Annotated in this window: 20 protein-coding genes; 15 read left to right on the top strand and 5 right to left on the bottom strand. The window is 45.7% G+C overall.

Annotated features, from left to right (window positions below):
- Window positions 1–35 precede the first annotated feature (35 nt).
- The 10 genes from MY9_RS15310 (at window position 36) to mntD (ending at window position 11,677) form a co-directional block, all read left to right on the top strand.
- A complete protein-coding gene (locus MY9_RS15310; protein WP_041521409.1) occupies window positions 36–1,451 on the top strand; it encodes an isochorismate synthase in 1,416 nt (471 codons plus the stop codon).
- The gene (gene menD / locus MY9_RS15305; protein WP_014665105.1) at window positions 1,448–3,190 is read left to right on the top strand and encodes a 2-succinyl-5-enolpyruvyl-6-hydroxy-3-cyclohexene-1-carboxylic-acid synthase; all 1,743 of its coding nucleotides are present in this window, start codon (window positions 1,448–1,450) and stop codon (window positions 3,188–3,190) included. Before MY9_RS15310 ends, menD begins: the two co-directional genes overlap by 4 nt.
- Window positions 3,178–4,002, top strand: a complete 825-nt coding sequence (gene menH, locus MY9_RS15300) for a 2-succinyl-6-hydroxy-2,4-cyclohexadiene-1-carboxylate synthase (protein ID WP_014665104.1) — start codon at window positions 3,178–3,180, stop codon at window positions 4,000–4,002. The genes menD and menH overlap by 13 nt, the downstream gene beginning before the upstream one ends.
- Before the next feature lie 34 nt (window positions 4,003–4,036).
- Window positions 4,037–4,852, top strand: a complete 816-nt coding sequence (gene menB / locus MY9_RS15295; protein ID WP_003229054.1) for a 1,4-dihydroxy-2-naphthoyl-CoA synthase — start codon at window positions 4,037–4,039, stop codon at window positions 4,850–4,852.
- A gap of 90 nt (window positions 4,853–4,942) precedes the next feature.
- Window positions 4,943–6,403 (top strand): o-succinylbenzoate--CoA ligase, encoded by a 1,461-nt coding sequence (locus MY9_RS15290; RefSeq protein ID WP_014665103.1) that lies wholly within the window; start codon window positions 4,943–4,945, stop codon window positions 6,401–6,403.
- Entirely contained in the window at window positions 6,400–7,515 is a 1,116-nt protein-coding gene (gene menC, locus MY9_RS15285) for an o-succinylbenzoate synthase (RefSeq protein ID WP_014665102.1), read from the top strand. The genes MY9_RS15290 and menC overlap by 4 nt, the downstream gene beginning before the upstream one ends.
- Before the next feature lie 280 nt (window positions 7,516–7,795).
- Entirely contained in the window at window positions 7,796–8,716 is a 921-nt protein-coding gene (mntA, locus tag MY9_RS15280; RefSeq protein WP_014665101.1) for a manganese ABC transporter substrate-binding protein/adhesin MntA, read from the top strand.
- Window positions 8,717–8,734: 18 nt separating this feature from the next.
- On the top strand, window positions 8,735–9,487 hold the full coding sequence (gene mntB, locus MY9_RS15275; protein WP_014665100.1) for a manganese ABC transporter ATP-binding protein MntB: 753 nt from the start codon (window positions 8,735–8,737) through the stop codon (window positions 9,485–9,487).
- A gap of 5 nt (window positions 9,488–9,492) precedes the next feature.
- Window positions 9,493–10,800: a metal ABC transporter permease gene (locus tag MY9_RS15270; RefSeq protein WP_014665099.1), complete on the top strand. Its 1,308-nt coding sequence runs from the start codon at window positions 9,493–9,495 to the stop codon at window positions 10,798–10,800.
- The gene (mntD, locus tag MY9_RS15265) at window positions 10,790–11,677 is read left to right on the top strand and encodes a manganese ABC transporter permease MntD (RefSeq protein WP_014665098.1); all 888 of its coding nucleotides are present in this window, start codon (window positions 10,790–10,792) and stop codon (window positions 11,675–11,677) included. Before MY9_RS15270 ends, mntD begins: the two co-directional genes overlap by 11 nt.
- Before the next feature lie 18 nt (window positions 11,678–11,695).
- On the opposite strand, the gene MY9_RS15260 is transcribed toward mntD, so the two are convergent.
- From MY9_RS15260 to MY9_RS15250, 3 genes are read right to left on the bottom strand one after another with little or no spacing between them, the layout of a single operon-like run.
- Window positions 11,696–11,854: a DUF1540 domain-containing protein gene (locus MY9_RS15260; RefSeq protein ID WP_014665097.1), complete on the bottom strand. Its 159-nt coding sequence runs from the start codon at window positions 11,852–11,854 to the stop codon at window positions 11,696–11,698.
- Between the two features lie 53 nt (window positions 11,855–11,907).
- Complete coding sequence (locus MY9_RS15255) at window positions 11,908–12,948, bottom strand: cytochrome d ubiquinol oxidase subunit II (protein WP_014665096.1); 1,041 nt, start codon at window positions 12,946–12,948, stop codon at window positions 11,908–11,910.
- 42 nt (window positions 12,949–12,990) lie between these two features.
- Window positions 12,991–14,322, bottom strand: a complete 1,332-nt coding sequence (locus MY9_RS15250; RefSeq protein WP_014665095.1) for a cytochrome ubiquinol oxidase subunit I — start codon at window positions 14,320–14,322, stop codon at window positions 12,991–12,993.
- Window positions 14,323–14,527: 205 nt separating this feature from the next.
- On the opposite strand from MY9_RS15250, the gene MY9_RS15245 reads away from it, so the two are divergent.
- Both MY9_RS15245 and MY9_RS15240 read left to right on the top strand, forming a co-directional pair.
- The gene (locus MY9_RS15245; RefSeq protein WP_014665094.1) at window positions 14,528–14,776 is read left to right on the top strand and encodes a type B 50S ribosomal protein L31; all 249 of its coding nucleotides are present in this window, start codon (window positions 14,528–14,530) and stop codon (window positions 14,774–14,776) included.
- Window positions 14,777–14,869: 93 nt separating this feature from the next.
- Window positions 14,870–15,433 (top strand): beta-class carbonic anhydrase, encoded by a 564-nt coding sequence (locus MY9_RS15240; RefSeq protein ID WP_014665093.1) that lies wholly within the window; start codon window positions 14,870–14,872, stop codon window positions 15,431–15,433.
- On the opposite strand, the gene yidD is transcribed toward MY9_RS15240, so the two are convergent.
- Complete coding sequence (yidD, locus tag MY9_RS15235) at window positions 15,430–15,657, bottom strand: membrane protein insertion efficiency factor YidD (RefSeq protein ID WP_014665092.1); 228 nt, start codon at window positions 15,655–15,657, stop codon at window positions 15,430–15,432. The two genes, MY9_RS15240 and yidD, sit on opposite strands and share 4 nt — an antisense overlap.
- 127 nt (window positions 15,658–15,784) lie before the next feature.
- Here yidD and MY9_RS15230 point away from each other — a divergent pair, with 127 nt between their 5' ends.
- Both MY9_RS15230 and MY9_RS15225 read left to right on the top strand, forming a co-directional pair.
- A complete protein-coding gene (locus MY9_RS15230) occupies window positions 15,785–16,258 on the top strand; it encodes an S-ribosylhomocysteine lyase (protein WP_014114882.1) in 474 nt (157 codons plus the stop codon).
- 119 nt (window positions 16,259–16,377) lie between these two features.
- Complete coding sequence (locus MY9_RS15225) at window positions 16,378–16,815, top strand: FixH family protein (RefSeq protein WP_014665091.1); 438 nt, start codon at window positions 16,378–16,380, stop codon at window positions 16,813–16,815.
- Here MY9_RS15225 and ytzI read toward each other — a convergent pair.
- Window positions 16,809–16,949 carry a YtzI protein gene (gene ytzI / locus MY9_RS15220; protein ID WP_003229081.1) on the bottom strand — a complete coding sequence of 47 codons (141 nt, stop codon included), beginning with the start codon at window positions 16,947–16,949 and terminating at the stop codon, window positions 16,809–16,811. The genes MY9_RS15225 and ytzI overlap by 7 nt on opposite strands.
- 128 nt (window positions 16,950–17,077) lie before the next feature.
- Here ytzI and MY9_RS15215 point away from each other — a divergent pair, with 128 nt between their 5' ends.
- Window positions 17,078–17,515, top strand: a complete 438-nt coding sequence (locus MY9_RS15215; protein WP_003229083.1) for a Dps family protein — start codon at window positions 17,078–17,080, stop codon at window positions 17,513–17,515.
- Window positions 17,516–17,559: the final 44 nt, after the last annotated feature.

Raw genomic sequence — 17,559 nt, 5'->3', positions numbered from 1 at the left:
TTAAAAGCATTTTAAGGATTATGGAGGAATGTCTCATGGTGACAACGGTGCAGCGTACGTTCCGAAAGGGAGTTCTACATGCATTACATAAAGCCAAAGAAGTCAACCATGCTGTCTTAATAAGCTATTCGAGACAAATCGAGTCTCTTGACCCTCTATCATTTTTCAATTACAGAGCAAAAAAATATACAGGCAATCGATTTTTTTGGTCAGATCCTGAAAGTGAATTGACAATAGTCGGTCTTGGCAAAGAAGCGGTTTTCCAGACAAATCAAAAAAACAGCGAGCGGTATCGTGAGGTTTTTGAACAATGGGAGCGCTTTAAAAAGACGGCTTTTCATATTTATGAAGAAGAAAAGCTGCAGCATTCTGCAGTGGGACCTGTGTTATTCGGAGGATTTTCTTTTGACCCTTGCGAAGAAAGAGGTACACAATGGGACCATTTCTCGGAAGGGGATTTCTTTGTGCCTTCGCTTATGCTGACAATGACTGCTGAAGGCCCGTTCTTAACAGTCAACAGATGGGTAAAAGGACAAGAAGATGCAGAGGCTGTTTTGGAAGGCTTACAAGCTTTTGCAGCGGAATTAATTGTTCCTGATTTAGATCTGGGAAGCCAGGCTATGATTGAAGCATCTCAAGAGCTGGATAAGGATGATTGGCTGAAAGCAATCGAAACGGCAACAAGCCAAATTAAAGAGAAACAATATGATAAAGTGGTTCTTGCCCGAGAGCTGCTGCTCACGTTTGACGGTCCAATCCAAATTGAACCGGTGCTTAAAACGCTTCTGAAAGATCAGCAGACAAGTTATGTTTTTGCAATTGAACAGGGAGGCAAAACCTTTGTCGGCGCATCTCCAGAGAGACTGATCAAAAGGGACGGCAGCACTGTCATGTCTACTTGTCTGGCAGGCTCCATTAAACGAGGCGTGAATGAAGAAGAAGACCGCCGGATCGGGCTTGAATTATTAAACGATGAGAAAAACCTGCATGAGCATGATATTGTCGTAGGCATGATTCATAATGCTTTTGAATCAGCCTGTTCAGAGGTTGAAAAGCCTGATGGGCCTGTATTGTACAAAACAAAAAGCGTTCAGCACCTATTTACGCCGATTGTCGGACAGCTGCGTGACTCTGCTTCGATTTTTGACTTAATTGAGAAGCTGCATCCCACTCCGGCGCTTGGGGGAGCACCTAAGGAAAAAGCTGTTGAAGTGATCCGAGAGATTGAACCGATGAATCGCGGCTGGTATGCAGCCCCTATCGGCTGGATTGACAGCCAGGATAACGGGGAATTCGCAGTAGCCATTCGTTCCGGACTGATCGAAGGCAGAACAGCAAGGCTGTTTGCCGGGTGCGGTATTGTGGAAGACTCGGAGCCAATCTCGGAATATGAAGAAACGCAGATTAAATTGAAGCCGATGATCTCTGCATTAGGAGGTGAGAGGCGTTGACTGTCAACCCGATTACTCATTACATCGGAAGTTTTATTGATGAATTCGCCCTTTCCGGAATTACGGACGCCGTCGTTTGTCCGGGCTCAAGATCCACGCCGCTGGCTATTCTTGCTGCCGCGCACCCCGATATTAGCGTCCATGTCCAAATTGATGAAAGATCGGCCGGGTTTTTTGCACTAGGATTGGCAAAAGCGAAGCAGCGTCCCGTACTATTGATCTGCACATCAGGAACAGCCGCGGCCAATTTTTATCCGGCTGTGGTTGAAGCCCATTATTCAAGGGTGCCAATTATTGTGTTAACTGCTGATCGGCCTCATGAGCTGCGCGAAGTAGGCGCACCGCAGGCTATTAATCAGCACTTCTTATTCGGTAACTTTGTTAAGTTTTTCACAGACTCTGCTCTTCCTGAAGAGTCTCCGCAAATGCTGAGATACATCCGAACGCTGGCAAGCCGCGCTGCCGGTGAAGCACAAAGACGACCAATGGGGCCTGTCCATGTGAATGTGCCGCTGCGCGAACCGCTAATGCCGGATCTTTCGGATGAGCCGTTTGGAAGAATGAGAACAGGCCGTCATGTGTCTGTAAAAACGGGTACGCAGTCTGTTGACCGCGAATCCCTGTCTGATGTGGCTGAAATGCTCACAGAGGCTGAAAAAGGAATGATCGTCTGCGGAGAGCTCCATAGTGAAGCGGATAAGGAAAACATTATTGCGCTGTCAAAAGCGCTTCAGTATCCGATTTTAGCGGATCCGCTGTCTAATCTGCGGAATGGTGTTCACGATAAAAGCACTGTCATTGATGCGTATGATTCATTTTTAAAAGATGATGAGCTGAAGCTGAAACTTCGTCCTGAGGTTGTCATCCGGTTTGGGCCGATGCCTGTTTCAAAACCGGTTTTCTTATGGCTCAAGGATGATCCGGCGATTCAGCAAATCGTGATTGACGAGGATGGAGGGTGGAGAGACCCGACACAGGCAAGCGCGCATATGATCCATTGTAATGCGTCTGTTTTTGCTGAGGAGATCATGGCAGGCCTTACTGCTGCCACCAGATCATCAGAGTGGCTTGAGAAGTGGCAGTTTGTCAATAGGCGGTTCCGTGCGCATCTGCAAACCATCAGCAGTGAAGATGTTTCGTTTGAAGGCAATCTCTATCGAATCCTTCAGCATCTTGTGCCTGAAAACAGCTCGCTGTTTGTTGGCAACAGCATGCCGATCAGGGATGTTGATACGTTTTTTGAAAAGCAGGAACGCTCTTTCCGGATTTATTCAAACCGGGGCGCAAACGGGATAGACGGTGTCGTCTCCTCTGCGATTGGGGTATGTGAAGGAACAAAAGCGCCTGTTACCCTTGTGATTGGAGATTTATCTTTTTATCATGATTTAAACGGCCTGCTCGCGGCCAAAAAACTGGGCATTCCTCTTACTGTGATTCTTGTCAATAATGACGGCGGAGGGATTTTCTCCTTTTTGCCGCAGGCTTCTGAGAAGACACACTTTGAAGATTTGTTCGGCACACCGACTGGGCTCGATTTCAAGCATGCGGCTGCACTTTACGGCGGAACGTATTCATGCCCGGCTTCATGGGATGAATTCAAAACAGCTTACGCGCCGCAGGCAGACAAGCCCGGACTCCATTTGATCGAAATCAAAACAGATCGCCAATCGAGAGTCCAGCTTCATCGCGATATGCTGAACGAGGCTGTGCGGGAAGTGAAAAAACAATGGGATCTGTAAACATAACGGTGTCAGATGGTGTCCGGTATGCTGTGACAGACGTCGGACAGGATGCTTCCGAAGCCGTCGTCTGTCTGCACGGGTTTACAGGCAGCAAACAATCATGGACTTTTCTTGATGAGATGCTGCCTGATTCCCGCTTGATCAAAATTGATTGTTTAGGGCATGGTGAAACCGATGCCCCGCTGAATGGGAAAAGATACAGCACTAGCCGGCAGGTTTCTGACCTTGCCGAGATTTTTGATCAATTAAAACTTCACAAAGTGAAATTGATTGGGTATTCTATGGGAGGAAGGCTTGCTTACTCCTTTGCGACGACATATCCAGAGCGGGTATCAGCACTTGTGCTTGAAAGCACAACGCCGGGGCTCAAAACGCTTGGGGAACGGCGGGAGCGAATCATGCGGGACCGGAAGCTTGCTGATTTTATTTTGCGTGACGGGATCAAAGCGTTTGTTGAGTATTGGGAGAATATCCCTTTGTTTTCATCCCAGCAGCGGCTGGCTGAAGATATTCGGCACAGGATACGATCGGGCCGTCTGCGGAACAATAAGATTGGGCTTGCGAACAGTTTAACCGGCATGGGCACCGGTTCACAGCCTTCCTTGTGGAGCCGTGTAGAAGAAATAGCCGTTCCTGTGCTCCTTATCTGCGGCGAGTGGGACGAAAAATTTTGCGCCATCAATCAAGAGGTGCATAAGATGCTTCCTTCTAGTAGAATAGAGATTGTTCCAAAGGCAGGACATACGGTCCATGTGGAACAGCCGCGATTGTTTGGTAAAATAGTGAGTGAGTTTTTGACAAGCATCTGACTCATTCACATAGAGAATAAAAGGAGGTCATCATATGGCTGAATGGAAAACAAAACGGACATACGATGAGATATTGTATGAAACGTATAATGGCATTGCAAAAATAACAATCAACCGACCTGAGGTACATAATGCGTTTACCCCTAAAACGGTTGCTGAAATGATTGATGCGTTTGCTGACGCAAGAGACGACCAAAATGTTGGGGTTATCGTGCTTGCCGGCGCAGGGGACAAAGCATTTTGTTCTGGCGGAGACCAAAAAGTGCGCGGTCACGGTGGATATGTAGGAGACGACCAGATCCCGCGTCTAAACGTATTGGATCTTCAGCGTTTAATCCGTGTCATTCCGAAACCGGTTGTCGCGATGGTGTCCGGATATGCGATCGGCGGAGGCCATGTGCTTCACATCGTATGTGACTTGACAATTGCTGCAGACAACGCAATTTTCGGACAAACAGGCCCTAAAGTGGGAAGCTTCGATGCAGGTTACGGTTCTGGCTATCTGGCTCGAATTGTTGGGCACAAAAAAGCACGTGAAATATGGTACCTATGCCGTCAGTACAACGCACAGGAAGCACTGGACATGGGTCTTGTCAACACAGTCGTTCCTTTGGAACAGCTTGAAGAAGAAACGATTAAATGGTGTGAAGAAATGCTTGAAAAAAGCCCGACCGCACTGCGCTTTCTTAAAGCTGCGTTTAACGCGGACACAGACGGACTTGCTGGAATTCAGCAGTTTGCAGGGGATGCTACCCTTCTTTACTACACAACAGATGAAGCAAAAGAAGGCCGTGATTCCTTTAAGGAAAAACGCAAACCTGATTTCGGACAGTTCCCTCGTTTCCCGTGATCAGCAATACTTAGTCAACCAACAGCTTGAGACTTTGCGGTCCAAGCTGTTTTCTTTTCAATACAGACATTTTACCTCGGAGATGATGACATGCTGACAGAACAGCCCAACTGGCTCATGCAGCGGGCACAGCTGACACCTGAGAGAATTGCTCTCATCTATGAAGACCAAACCGTAACTTTTGCAGAATTGTTTGTCGCGTCTAAACGAATGGCGGAACAGCTTGCCGCTCATTCGGTTCGGAAAGGGGATACTGCGGCTATTTTGCTCCAAAACCGTGCAGAAATGGTATACGCTGTTCACGCTTGTTTTTTGCTAGGTGTTAAAGCGGTGCTTTTGAATACGAAGCTGTCAACACATGAAAGGCTGTTTCAGCTGGAGGATTCCGGCTCCGGCTTTTTACTGACAGATTCAAGCTTTGACAGAAAAGAGTATGAACATATCGTTCAAACAATTGATGTGGATGAATTGATGAAAGAAGCCGCGGGGGAAATGGAGATCCAGGCTTATATGCAAATGGATGCAACGGCGACGCTGATGTATACATCGGGTACGACAGGAAAGCCCAAGGGAGTTCAGCAAACGTTCGGCAACCATTATTTCAGTGCGGTGTCGTCCGCGCTTAATTTGGGTATAACAGAACAAGACCGCTGGCTTATCGCATTGCCGCTCTTTCACATCAGCGGCTTGTCCGCATTATTTAAATCTGTGATCTATGGAATGACTGTCGTGCTTCATCAGCGTTTTTCCGTAAGCGATGTGCTGGATTCTATCAACAGGCATGAAGTGACAATGGTATCTGCGGTGCAGACTATGCTGGCCAGTCTTTTACAAGAAACAAGCCGCTGCCCTGAATCCATCAGATGCATTCTTCTCGGCGGCGGTCCTGCACCGCTGCCATTGCTTGAGGAATGCCGTGAGAAAGGATTCCCTGTCTTTCAGTCATATGGAATGACAGAAACTTGCTCACAAATTGTTACCCTGTCGCCGGAATTTAGCATGGAGAAGCTCGGATCTGCGGGGAAACCGCTGTTTTCATGTGAAATCAAAATCGAGCGGGACGGACAGGCATGTGAACCGTTCGAACACGGTGAAATTATGGTCAAAGGCCCAAATGTCATGAAAAGCTATTTTAACCGAGAGCGCGCAAACGAAGCCTCCTTTCAAAATGGCTGGCTGAAAACAGGTGATCTTGGGTATTTGGACAATGAAGGCTTTTTATATGTATTAGACAGACGTTCAGATCTGATCATTTCTGGCGGAGAAAACATTTATCCGGCCGAAGTGGAGTCAGTGCTGCTTTCACACCCCGCTGTGGCCGAAGCCGGAGTTTCAGGGGCTGAGGACAGAAAATGGGGGAAAGTGCCTCACGCCTATCTTGTCCTTCACAAGCCTGTGAGCGCAGAAGAATTGAGGGCATACTGCAAAGAACGTTTGGCGAAGTATAAAATTCCGGCAAAATTCTTTGTGCTTGACCGCTTGCCGCGCAATGCGTCTAATAAGCTCTTGCGAAATCGGCTGAAGGATGCGCGTAAAGGAGAACTGCTATGATCGAAATAGAAAAAATTACGCTTTACCATTTGAGCATGAATTTAAAGAAACCGTTTAAAAACAGTATCGAAACGCTTCAAGAGCGCAAATTTCTGATCGTGGAAGCCATTGATACATCCGGTGTTACAGGCTGGGGAGAAGTTTCTGCTTTCTCTTCTCCTTGGTACACCGAGGAAACCATTGGAACATGTTTGCATATGCTAAAAGATTTTTTTATTCCAAATGTCGTCGGCCGTGAATTTAATCACCCTTCAGAAGTGCCGGACAGCCTGGCGCGGTATAAAGGAAACCGGATGGCAAAAGCGGGACTTGAATCGGCTGTCTGGGATATCTATGCCAAAAAGAAGGGCATATCTCTTGCTGAGGCATTGGGCGGAACAAGAGATAAAGTCCCTGCCGGAGTGGTTGTCGGCCTAGCACCCCTTGACGATATGCTGAAGGAAATTGAAAGCTATCAAAAAGAAGGTTATCAAAGAATAAAAATTAAAATTCAGCCTGGGCAGGATGTGGAATTGGTCAAGGCCATCCGCAGCCGGTTCCCAAACATCCCGCTCATGGCTGATGCCAATTCCTCCTATGAGCTGAAGGATATCAGCCGCTTAAAGGAGCTTGATGAATTCCAGTTAATGATGATTGAGCAGCCTCTTCAAGCTGACGACATCGTTGACCACCGCCACTTGCAGAAACATTTGAAAACGGCCATTTGCCTTGATGAAAGCATTTGTTCAGTTGATGATGCGAGACGGGCGATTGAGCTGGGAAGCTGCAAAATTATTAATATAAAGCCTTCGCGTGTCGGCGGCTTAACAGAAGCTTTAAAAATTCATGATTTATGCCAAGAGCATCATATGCAGGTGTGGTGCGGAGGAATGCTGGAAACCGGCATATCGAGAGCGCAGAACGTTGCGCTTGCTTCACTGCCTCAATTCACAATACCCGGCGATATTTCATCATCTTCACGCTATTGGGATGAAGATATTGTGACCCCTGATATTCGTATTGATAATGGATTTATTTCTGTGTCAAAACAGCCTGGTTTAGGGGTTGAGGTGAACCAAGATATTATGCGAAAATATGTGACCAAAATGGATGTTTTCACACAGCATGGGTAAGAAAAAAGCATTTTGCTATTTTGAATGAATGACACTATGCTGTTACAGTAAAAGTGTTCATTGAATACATCCCTTCTCGTTTGGACCGGCTGCTGACCCAGCCGGTTTTTTTATGTAAATGGAGCTTGACAAAAATGGCCAAACGCGATAATTTTGCACAAAGGAAACTTTTTGTCCTGTGTAAACAAAATATGCTTTTGTCTAATTTAATGTCACATGTCTAAGAACTGACATCATAAGATAAAACAATCGGACATTGATGGCAAAGAGGAGGAGGAACATGAAACGAGGGCTGATGGCGGCAGTGCTTTTTGCGGCCTTTGCTTTAACAGGATGCGGAACAGATTCAGCCGGAAAGAGCGCTGATCAACAATTACAAGTGACAGCGACAACATCTCAAATTGCCGATGCAGCAGAAAACATCGGAGGCAAGCATGTAAAAGTCACCTCTTTAATGGGGCCGGGGGTTGATCCGCACCTTTACAAAGCTTCGCAAGGTGACACGAAAAAATTAATGTCAGCCGATGTTGTTCTGTACAGCGGGTTGCATTTGGAAGGGAAAATGGAGGACGTCCTCCAAAAAATTGGCGAACAAAAACAAGCAGCGGCAGTTGCTGAGGCCATTCCGAAAAACAAGCTTATTTCAGCGGGGGAAGGCAAGACGTTTGATCCCCACGTGTGGTTCAGCATTCCGCTATGGATCTATGCAGTGGATGAAATTGAAGCGCAATTCAGCAAAGCAATGCCTCAGCACGCAGATGACTTTCAGAAAAATGCCAAAGCATACAAAGAAGATTTGCAAAATTTAGATAAGTGGTCGCGTCAGGAGATCGCACATATTCCGGAGAAAAGCCGTGTGCTTGTGACTGCTCATGATGCGTTTGCGTACTTTGGGAATGAGTATGGATTTAAGGTAAGAGGCCTGCAGGGACTAAGCACAGATTCGGACTATGGATTAAGGGATGTTCAGGAGCTGGTTGATCTTCTGACAGAAAAACAAATAAAAGCTGTGTTCGTAGAAAGCAGCGTATCTGAAAAATCAATCAATGCAGTGGTGGAAGGCGCTAAAGAAAAAGGCCATACCGTCACAATCGGCGGCCAGCTTTATTCGGATGCCATGGGTGAAAAGGGCACCAAAGAAGGCACATACGAAGGAATGTTCCGCCACAATATCAACACGATTACTAAAGCGCTTAAATAAAGAAAAGAGGTGAAGGATATGTTCCCTGTTGAGCTTGATAATGTGACAGTTGCTTATCATAAAAGGCCTGTGCTGCAGGACATTTCGCTGCAGGTGCCGGAAGGAAAACTGATTGGCATTATCGGCCCAAACGGCGCGGGAAAATCAACTTTGATCAAAACCATTCTCGGTCTTGTGCCCCGGGCTTCAGGAGACATTTCTATTTACGGCAAAGACTATAAGGATCAGCGGACCAGAATCGGATATGTTCCGCAGCGCGGCTCGGTTGACTGGGATTTCCCCACAAGCGCGCTCGATGTCGTCCTAATGGGAAGATACGGAAGAATCGGTTTATTAAAGAGGCCAAAGAAAGCAGATGTGGAAATGGCGAAGGCCGCTTTAGCAAAAGTCGGGATGCTTGATTATGCGAATAGGCAGATCAGCCAGCTGTCAGGCGGCCAGCAGCAGCGGGTGTTTCTTGCCCGGGCACTCTGCCAGAACGCTGACATTTATTTTATGGATGAACCGTTTGCAGGTGTCGATGCAGCGACGGAGCGCGCGATTATGACGCTTCTGGCAGAACTCAAAGAAAAAGGAAAAACCGTGCTTGTCGTCCATCATGACTTGCAGACCGCCGAGGATTATTTTGATTGGATTTTACTGCTTCATTTAAGAAAAATCGCTTTCGGACCGGCGGAAAACGTTTTTACAATCGAAAACCTGCAAAAAACATATGGAGGAAGGCTTACGTTTTTAAAAGATAAAGTCATAGCAGAAGGGCATAAGGAGTGAGCGCAATGTTTGAAAGTTTGTGGCTGCAGCTCCAGCATCCGAACACACAGTGGGTGCTGGCGGGTACGCTTTTGCTCGGGGCGGCAAGCGGTGTTTTGGGCAGCTTTGTGCTGCTGAGAAAGCAAAGTTTAATCGGCGATGCGATGACCCATTCAGCTCTGCCGGGCGTGTGTCTCGCTTTTCTGTTCACCGGGCAAAAATCACTGCCTTTCTTTTTGCTGGGTGCGGCGCTTGCCGGACTGCTCGGAACGTTTTGTATTCAGGTGATTTCGCGGCTTTCAAAAACAAAGGAGGACTCGGCGATCGGGATAGTTCTTTCTGTGTTTTTTGGGGTTGGGATTATTCTTTTGACATATATTCAGCAGCAGGGGGCAGGAAGCCAAAGCGGGCTTGATTCTTTTTTGTTCGGCCAGGCGGCTTCATTGGTCAGACAGGATATCATTCTTATTGCAGGAATATCTGCTGTTCTGCTGCTCCTGTGTATTGTTTTCTTTAAGGAATTTACATTGATTACTTTTGATCCCGCGTTTGCAAAGGGATTGGGAATCCCGGTGCGTTTTTTGAACGGACTTTTGGCTAGTCTGATTGTCGGTGCTGTCATTATTGGGCTTCAGACGGTTGGTGTGATATTAATGGCGGCTATGCTGATTACACCTGCCATAGCTGCAAGATATTGGACCGAACGATTGACAGGGATGATCGTCATTGCCGGGATCACTGGCGGGGTCAGCGGAGTGGCCGGAACCCTGCTGAGCACGACCATGAAGGGAATGGCGACAGGGCCATTAATAATCATATCTGCAACGCTGATCTTTCTTTTTTCAATGATTTGCGCGCCTAAGCGGGGGTTGGCGGCTAAAGCCATAAGGCTGATGAGGCTTCGGCGCAGAACAAGCAGGGAGCAAGTGCTGCTGACGATTTATGAACAGTATGAAAAGAAAGATCTTTGTGTAACAGCTGAGAGTGTAAGAAAGAAAAGGCGTCTATCTCCTTCATTATGCCTTAAGGTTTTAAATGACTTGGAACAAGAGAGGTGCATTAAGTGTATCGAAAATGGAGTTTGGCAAATCACAAGCACCGGGATTGAAAAAGGCTACCACACAGCTTTGAAGCAGTGGATGTATGAAGTGTATCTCATGCATGAAATGGAGCTTGCCAATATAGAATTCGACCAGGACTGCTTTGATCCGGATCGTTTGCCAGGGGAAACGAGAGAACGGCTTTTTTCATTATTAAAGCTGTATGGCCGGATGCCTGAGCTGCGAAAAGCGTCTCATGAAGCCGAGAAGGGACAGATCGCAAATGAGTTTTGAAGCATGGATTATAGCTACCGGTGTATTAGTCGGTGTAAGCTGCGCATTGATCGGCACATTTCTTGTGCTGAGAAGCATGGCGATGCTGGCCGACGCAATCAGTCATACAGTGTTGCTTGGCATTGTCGGCGCTTTTCTAGTGACGGGAAGTCTCGATGGGATTTCTATGTTTATCGGCGCAGCCGCAACCGGTCTGTTAACGGCTTTCTTGGTTCAGCTTCTTCATAGCAAGGGGGTTCAATCAGATGCTGCCATAGGCGTTGTGTTTACATCCTTATTTGCAATCGGCGTCATTTTGCTTTCTGTTTATGGAGCGAATGTCCATCTCGATATTGAGCACTCGTTAATGGGAGAAATCGCTTTTGTGCCGTGGAATACGATGACGGCATTCGGAGTTGATATCGGGCCGAAAGCGTTTTGGATGCTGGCATCTGTTCTGGTTTTAAACGTAGTGTTGATCAGTGTGTGCTATAAGGAGTTTAAAATCGCTTCGTTTGATCCTCAAATGGCTTTAGCCTTAGGAATACCGGTTTTGCTCATTCATTACGTGCAAATGGGCATGCTGTCTTTGACGACTGTTGCTTCCTTTGATTCAGTGGGTGCTGTATTGGTTGTGGCCATGTTGATTGTTCCGCCTGCTGCGGCACATTTGCTGACAGACCGGCTTCTTTATATGCTGATTCTCAGCGCGTTGATTGGCGGGCTGTCGGCGATCATGGGCTATTTCTTCGCAACGTGGCTTAATGTTTCGATTTCAGGAGCGATGGCGGCCATGACAGGTATATGGTATGCAAGCGCCTTTTTGTTTTCACCTGCAAACGGGGTCATGACTAAAAAGCTGAGAACACTCAACATGCAAAAAGAAAGAGCTGGCTGATGCAGCTCTTTCTTTTAATTACAATTCATGCGGCTTAAACGTTTTGCAGTCTGTTTCCCGGCTGTTTTCAGCCGTTTCACCAGTATGGCTGACAACATAAATGGCATCAGCGGTGCATTTGTTTCCTTTGCCCCAATAAGAACAGTTGTTGACTTCGCATAGAATTTTCTGCTCCATGCCATCCCCTCCTTATAAAGGTTCTGGGTTAGTATAGCCGGCAGGCTTCACCTCTATTCCTCCTGGCGGATATAGCGTTTATCTCGCATAAACATTTTCCAGAAGAAATAAAAGCCCGGAAATAGAATGATAAATGCGACGATATACGTCGCAAACAGTGCCCTGAACGTTGCTGGCTCTGTGAAGCCTGACATGACTGTCACATCGGGATAAATCATATACGGAAGATGCGCCCGCCCGTACGCGTAGCTTGCGAGAAAATACTGTATTCCAATCGCGACAAGTGCAAGCCGCGGTTTTCCGATGTTTTTTCCAAAACTTTTGTTTGGCAGAAACAGAGCGATTCCAGCAATGACAAATGTAATAAACGATGCAATAATCCAAGTGAAATCATTCAGCATTCCGCTGTACAGCCAGTTTGCTTCATTCCGCATCGTCACCATAATGCATACAGCAAACAGCAGTGAAATCGGGCCGGTGATCAGGGCGCTTTTTCTGTAGGCCCGGTACGCATCCTGTTCCTCTGCTACATTTGAAAAATCAGCAAGCAATAGCGAGGATAAAAATAAGGTGCTTAAAATCGCAAACCCGATAAATGAATAGGCGTTGGGGCTTGAAAAGATTTTAGACATATTCAAGTTATAGATCCCGTCCGTTTTTTCGATAAATCCTCCGTGAGTCACAGGAAGCACCAAAATTAAAACAGCAGGAATGATAAAGCCGGAGATGCCGGAAATATATCTTAGCGTTTTCCGCTCTTTTGCTGTGTTTGAAAAAACGAGAAATCCGCTTCGGATCGCTAAAAGCAGCAAAATTATGCTGCCGGGAATTAATAACACGGTGCCGAGCACAAATGTCGCACCGGGGAAAAAACTGAAAAGCGCCACGACGATGGCCACAATAAAGACGTTTGTGACCTCCCAAGTCGGGGACAAAAATCGATTCGCAATATCGGTGGCCTTCATGTGTTCCTTGTTTAAATAGATCATAGACCAAAATCCAGCTCCAAAATCCATTGTCGCCATGACGGCGTAAATAAACACAAAGCCCCAGATAATTGAGATGGCGATCAGAGCGTCAGTTGAAATGTCCATTTGTCGATCTTCCTTCCATTTGGTTTCCTGTTTGCGGAGCCATTACGACTCCGCTGTATTTAAATCTTCGTCAACCGGGTGCTTGCGGAAATAGTACAAGAGCACGTAGACGACAGCTGCGCCTAACACGGCATAAACAAATGTGAAAAACAAGAAGAGCACTCCGATCGAACCAGTCGTTGTCACGACATCCGATGTTTTCAGCAGATGATAGATGACCCAAGGCTGCCTCCCCGTACAGGCGAAAATCCAGCCGAATTCAATGCCGATAAGACTAAAAGGGCCTGCTGTCATGAAAATGACCAAAAGCCACGTCGGGAATCGGTCTTTCTTGAGCACCTTTCTCCAGACCACACCGATAATGGAATAAAGAATCAACAGCATGCCTACTCCGACCATCGCATTAAACAGCGTGTGAATAAAAAGCGGCGGCCATTCATCTCTAGGAAATGCATTCAATCCCTTTACAACAGTGTCAAAACGGTTCGCTGCCAAAAAGCTTAAAGCCCATGGAATCTCGATAGCCCATTTTACTTTTTCTTCTTTCGGGTCGGTAAAACCGCCGATCGCGAGCGGAGCGTGGGATCTTGTTTCAAACAGGCCTTCCGCACCGGCTAATTTTTCGGGCTGGTATTCGTACAGCATCTGTGCTGATTCGTGTCCGTTCAAAGCGGTCAGCAATGAAAAAATACCTCCGATCGTGAGTGCGAGCAAAAGGGCTTTCCGGTGAAAGCGATAGACCTTTTCCTTTTTTCTCGTCCGGATCATTTTATATGCGGCCACAGAAGCTACGATAAACGCTCCCGTCATAAATGCGGATAAAACGACATGGCCTGCAGTGATAAAAAAGCTTGGGTTGAAGAACGCGGCCCACGGATCAACATCTGTGATTTTTCCGTTTAAAATTTTAAAACCTGCCGGAGTTCCTTCAAAGGCATGGACATTCGTGATCAGAACAGCGGATGCTGCGGCCCCGACTAACACAAAGAAAACAGCAACAATCCTCATTGCAGGTGATAAGCGGTCTGCTGCGTATACATAAATCGACATGAAAAGGGCTTCAACAAAAAAAGCATAGATTTCAATTTGAAACGGCAGGGACATGACCCGGCCGATGACTTCCATAAATCCCGGCCATAAAAGCGCGAGCTGAGTGCCCGCGATCGTTCCGGTCGGTATGGCGACTCCCAGTAAAACAGCTTGTGCTTTCGTCCACCTTTTCGCCATGATCGCATAATGGTCATCTTTCGTTTTTTGATAGATCAATTCCGCCACTAAAATCATGAGCGGCAGACCGACTCCAAGCGTTGCGAAAATGATATGGAAGCCCATTGTCGTACCAAAAAGGCTTCTGGCCAAAACTAAATCATCCACAATCGTAAACCACCTTTCTCAAAAGACGTTCTGTATGTATTTTGGGTTTATTATTTGCTTCCTAGGTTAGATTATTCTTCCTATTCTTAAATGCCATGAGGTTTACAATGAGAGAACAGAGGGAAGGATGTAAGAAGATTGACAAAACGTTTGTGACGTTATAAAATAAAACGTAATTATTACGATTTAAAGAAAGGGGATACTCATGAGAGAAGGAATTCATCCAAAAAACCACAAAGTCATATTTCAGGATGTCAACAGCGGCTATCGTTTTCTCAGCACCTCGACCAAAACATCTAATGAAACAGCAGAGTGGGAAGACGGCAACACATATCCCGTCATTAAAGTAGAAGTAAGCTCTGACACGCATCCGTTTTATACAGGCCGCCAGAAATTCAATGAAAAAGGCGGACGAGTTGAGCAGTTCAAAAAACGCTATAACATGGGGAAATAAGGCAGACCTGAGGGTTTGTCTTTTTTTATTATGACGAATAAACAAGTGTTGTGATATATTGAAGAGTAAAAAGAATAGAAAGGGACAACGAACATGAGTCTTCTAAATGATATTCTCGAATTTAACAAGACATTTACTGAACAAAGAGAGTATGAAAAGTATAAAACGTCAAAATTCCCCGATAAAAAAATGGCGATTCTTTCTTGCATGGACACTCGTCTGGTTGAACTGCTGCCGCATTCAATGAATATGCGAAACGGCGATGTGAAAATCATTAAAAGTGCCGGTGCGCTTGTGACACACCCATTCGGAAGCATCATGAGAAGTTTACTCGTCGCAGTGTACGAGCTGAACGCCGATGAGGTATGTGTGATCGGACATCACGATTGCGGCATGAGCAAAATCAGCAGCGAAAGCATGCTTGATAGAATCAAAGAAAGAGGAATTCCGGAAGAACGCATCGAAACATTAAAGTACTCCGGTGTTGATTTTGATCAATGGTTTAAAAGCTTTGATTCAGTAGAAGCAAGTGTGAAAGACAGCGTAGAAGTCATTAAACATCATCCGCTGTTCCCGGAAAACGTTCCAGTCCATGGCTTGGTTATTGATCCTGACACAGGAAAACTGGATCTTGTCGTAAACGGCTATAACGCTTAATGTTTGTGTTTCTTTTCAGGAACGGGATCGACTCCTCCCGGATGGAACGGGTGGCATTTTAAAATCCGTTTGATTGTCAGCCAGCCGCCTTTTAAAGCCCCATGTGTTTTAATCGCTTCGATTCCATATTGAGAGCAAGTCGGATAAAAGCGGCATGTTGGCGGCGTCAGCGGCGAGATGAATTTTTGATATCCTCTGATCAGAGCGATAAATAGGGTTTTCATATGTATTCAGCAACCTTTCTGATGCAAGTATAAGAAAAAAAACGCAGATTGAAAAGCTATTCGATTATTCTTATCGGAAAGGTATGTTATAATGAATGTACATTTTTAGAAAAGGGAGAGTGCCATTATGCCTTCAGTAGAAAGTTTTGAGCTTGATCATAATGCGGTTGTTGCTCCATATGTAAGACATTGCGGCGTGCATAAAGTAGGAACAGACGGCGTTGTAAATAAATTTGATATTCGTTTTTGCCAGCCAAATAAGCAGGCAATGAAGCCTGACACCATTCACACACTCGAGCATTTGCTCGCGTTTACGATTCGTTCTCATGCAGAGAAATATGATCATTTTGATATCATTGATATCTCTCCAATGGGCTGCCAGACTGGCTATTATCTTGTAGTGAGCGGAGAGCCGACACCGGCGGAAATCGTTGATCTGCTTGAAGACACAATGAAGGAAGCGGTAGAGATTACCGAAATACCAGCTGCGAATGAGAAGCAGTGCGGCCAAGCGAAGCTTCATGATCTGGAAGGCGCTAAACGTTTAATGCGTTTCTGGCTTTCACAGGATAAAGAAGAATTGCTAAAAGTATTTGGCTAAAATAGAAAAGACCTTTTTGCTCAAGCGCAAAAAGGTCTTTTTTGTGACGTCTCATATTTTTTGTACCATTTGTTGTAAGCGTTTGCTACTATTTAGGTAAACGATGAAAGGGTGATGGCATGAAAAAGATGTTGGTTGTTCTGCTTTTTTCTGCTTTTTTGCTTAACGGATGCGGATCTGGCGAAAGCAAAGCAAATACAGATGAGGCGCCCAAGGTTTTGGATGTCAAGCTGACCGGTCCTGAAAAAATAAAACCCGGAGACAGCGCTGCTTATGAAGCAGCCGTATCATACGGTGATGAAGCTGTGACAGATGCCGATGAAGTAGAGTTTGAAGTATGGAAAGAAGGGGAAAAAGACGCCAGCCAAATGTTTAAGGCGAAACAAGAAAAAGGCGTATACCGGCTGGAAACAACGTTTAAGGAAGATGGTGTATACACTGTCCAATCCCATGTCACAGCAAAAAAACAGCATAGCATGCCGACCTTAAAAGTCCAAGTCGGAGACGCCGATGCTGCGGGCAATCAGTCAGAAGAGAAGCAATCACATCATCATTGATTGTGTGAATCAGAGTGATTTTCTTGCGGTGGATCAATGGTATGCTTTACATTATAGGCTTTTACAGTCGTCCAAATGGTTACAAGCAACACAGCCAGCACAATCAAAATACTTATCGTAATGAGAAGCGTCATGACATTCCACCTCCCGTTTTTTAACAATTGTAGCATAATAGAAGAAATCGTGACAGATAAGGGTAAAAAAGAGGTTTTAGCGTACGATATTAAGGGTATACATAGTCATATAACAAGGAGGAGATACCATGTCAGAACAATTGATTCAAGCAGTGAACAAACAAGTAGCCAACTGGACGGTCATGTATGTGAAACTACATAATTATCACTGGTATGTGAAAGGGAAAGATTTCTTCACTCTTCATGAAAAGTTTGAGGAGCTGTACAACGAAACAGCAACTTATATTGATGACTTAGCAGAACGTCTTTTGGCGCTGAACGGAAAACCGATTGCAACAATGAAGGAATCCTTAGAAACGGCTTCTGTCAAAGAAGCGGCTGGAAATGAAACAGCTGAACAAATGGTTCAAAGCGTATACGATGATTTTACGGTCATCGCGGAAGAGCTGAAAAACGGCATGGATTTAGCTGATGAAGTCGGTGACGAAACAACAGGGGACATGCTTCTTGCGATCCATCAAAATATTGAAAAACATAACTGGATGCTAAAAGCTTACCTGGGGTAAAAGAACGGCCGGACGTCTAAAAACAGATGTCCGGCTTTTCTTTT

The sequence above is a fragment of the Bacillus sp. JS genome (assembly GCF_000259365.1).
Classification (GTDB): domain Bacteria; phylum Bacillota; class Bacilli; order Bacillales; family Bacillaceae; genus Bacillus; species Bacillus stercoris.
This window is presented reverse-complemented; position numbering and strand designations above follow the sequence as displayed.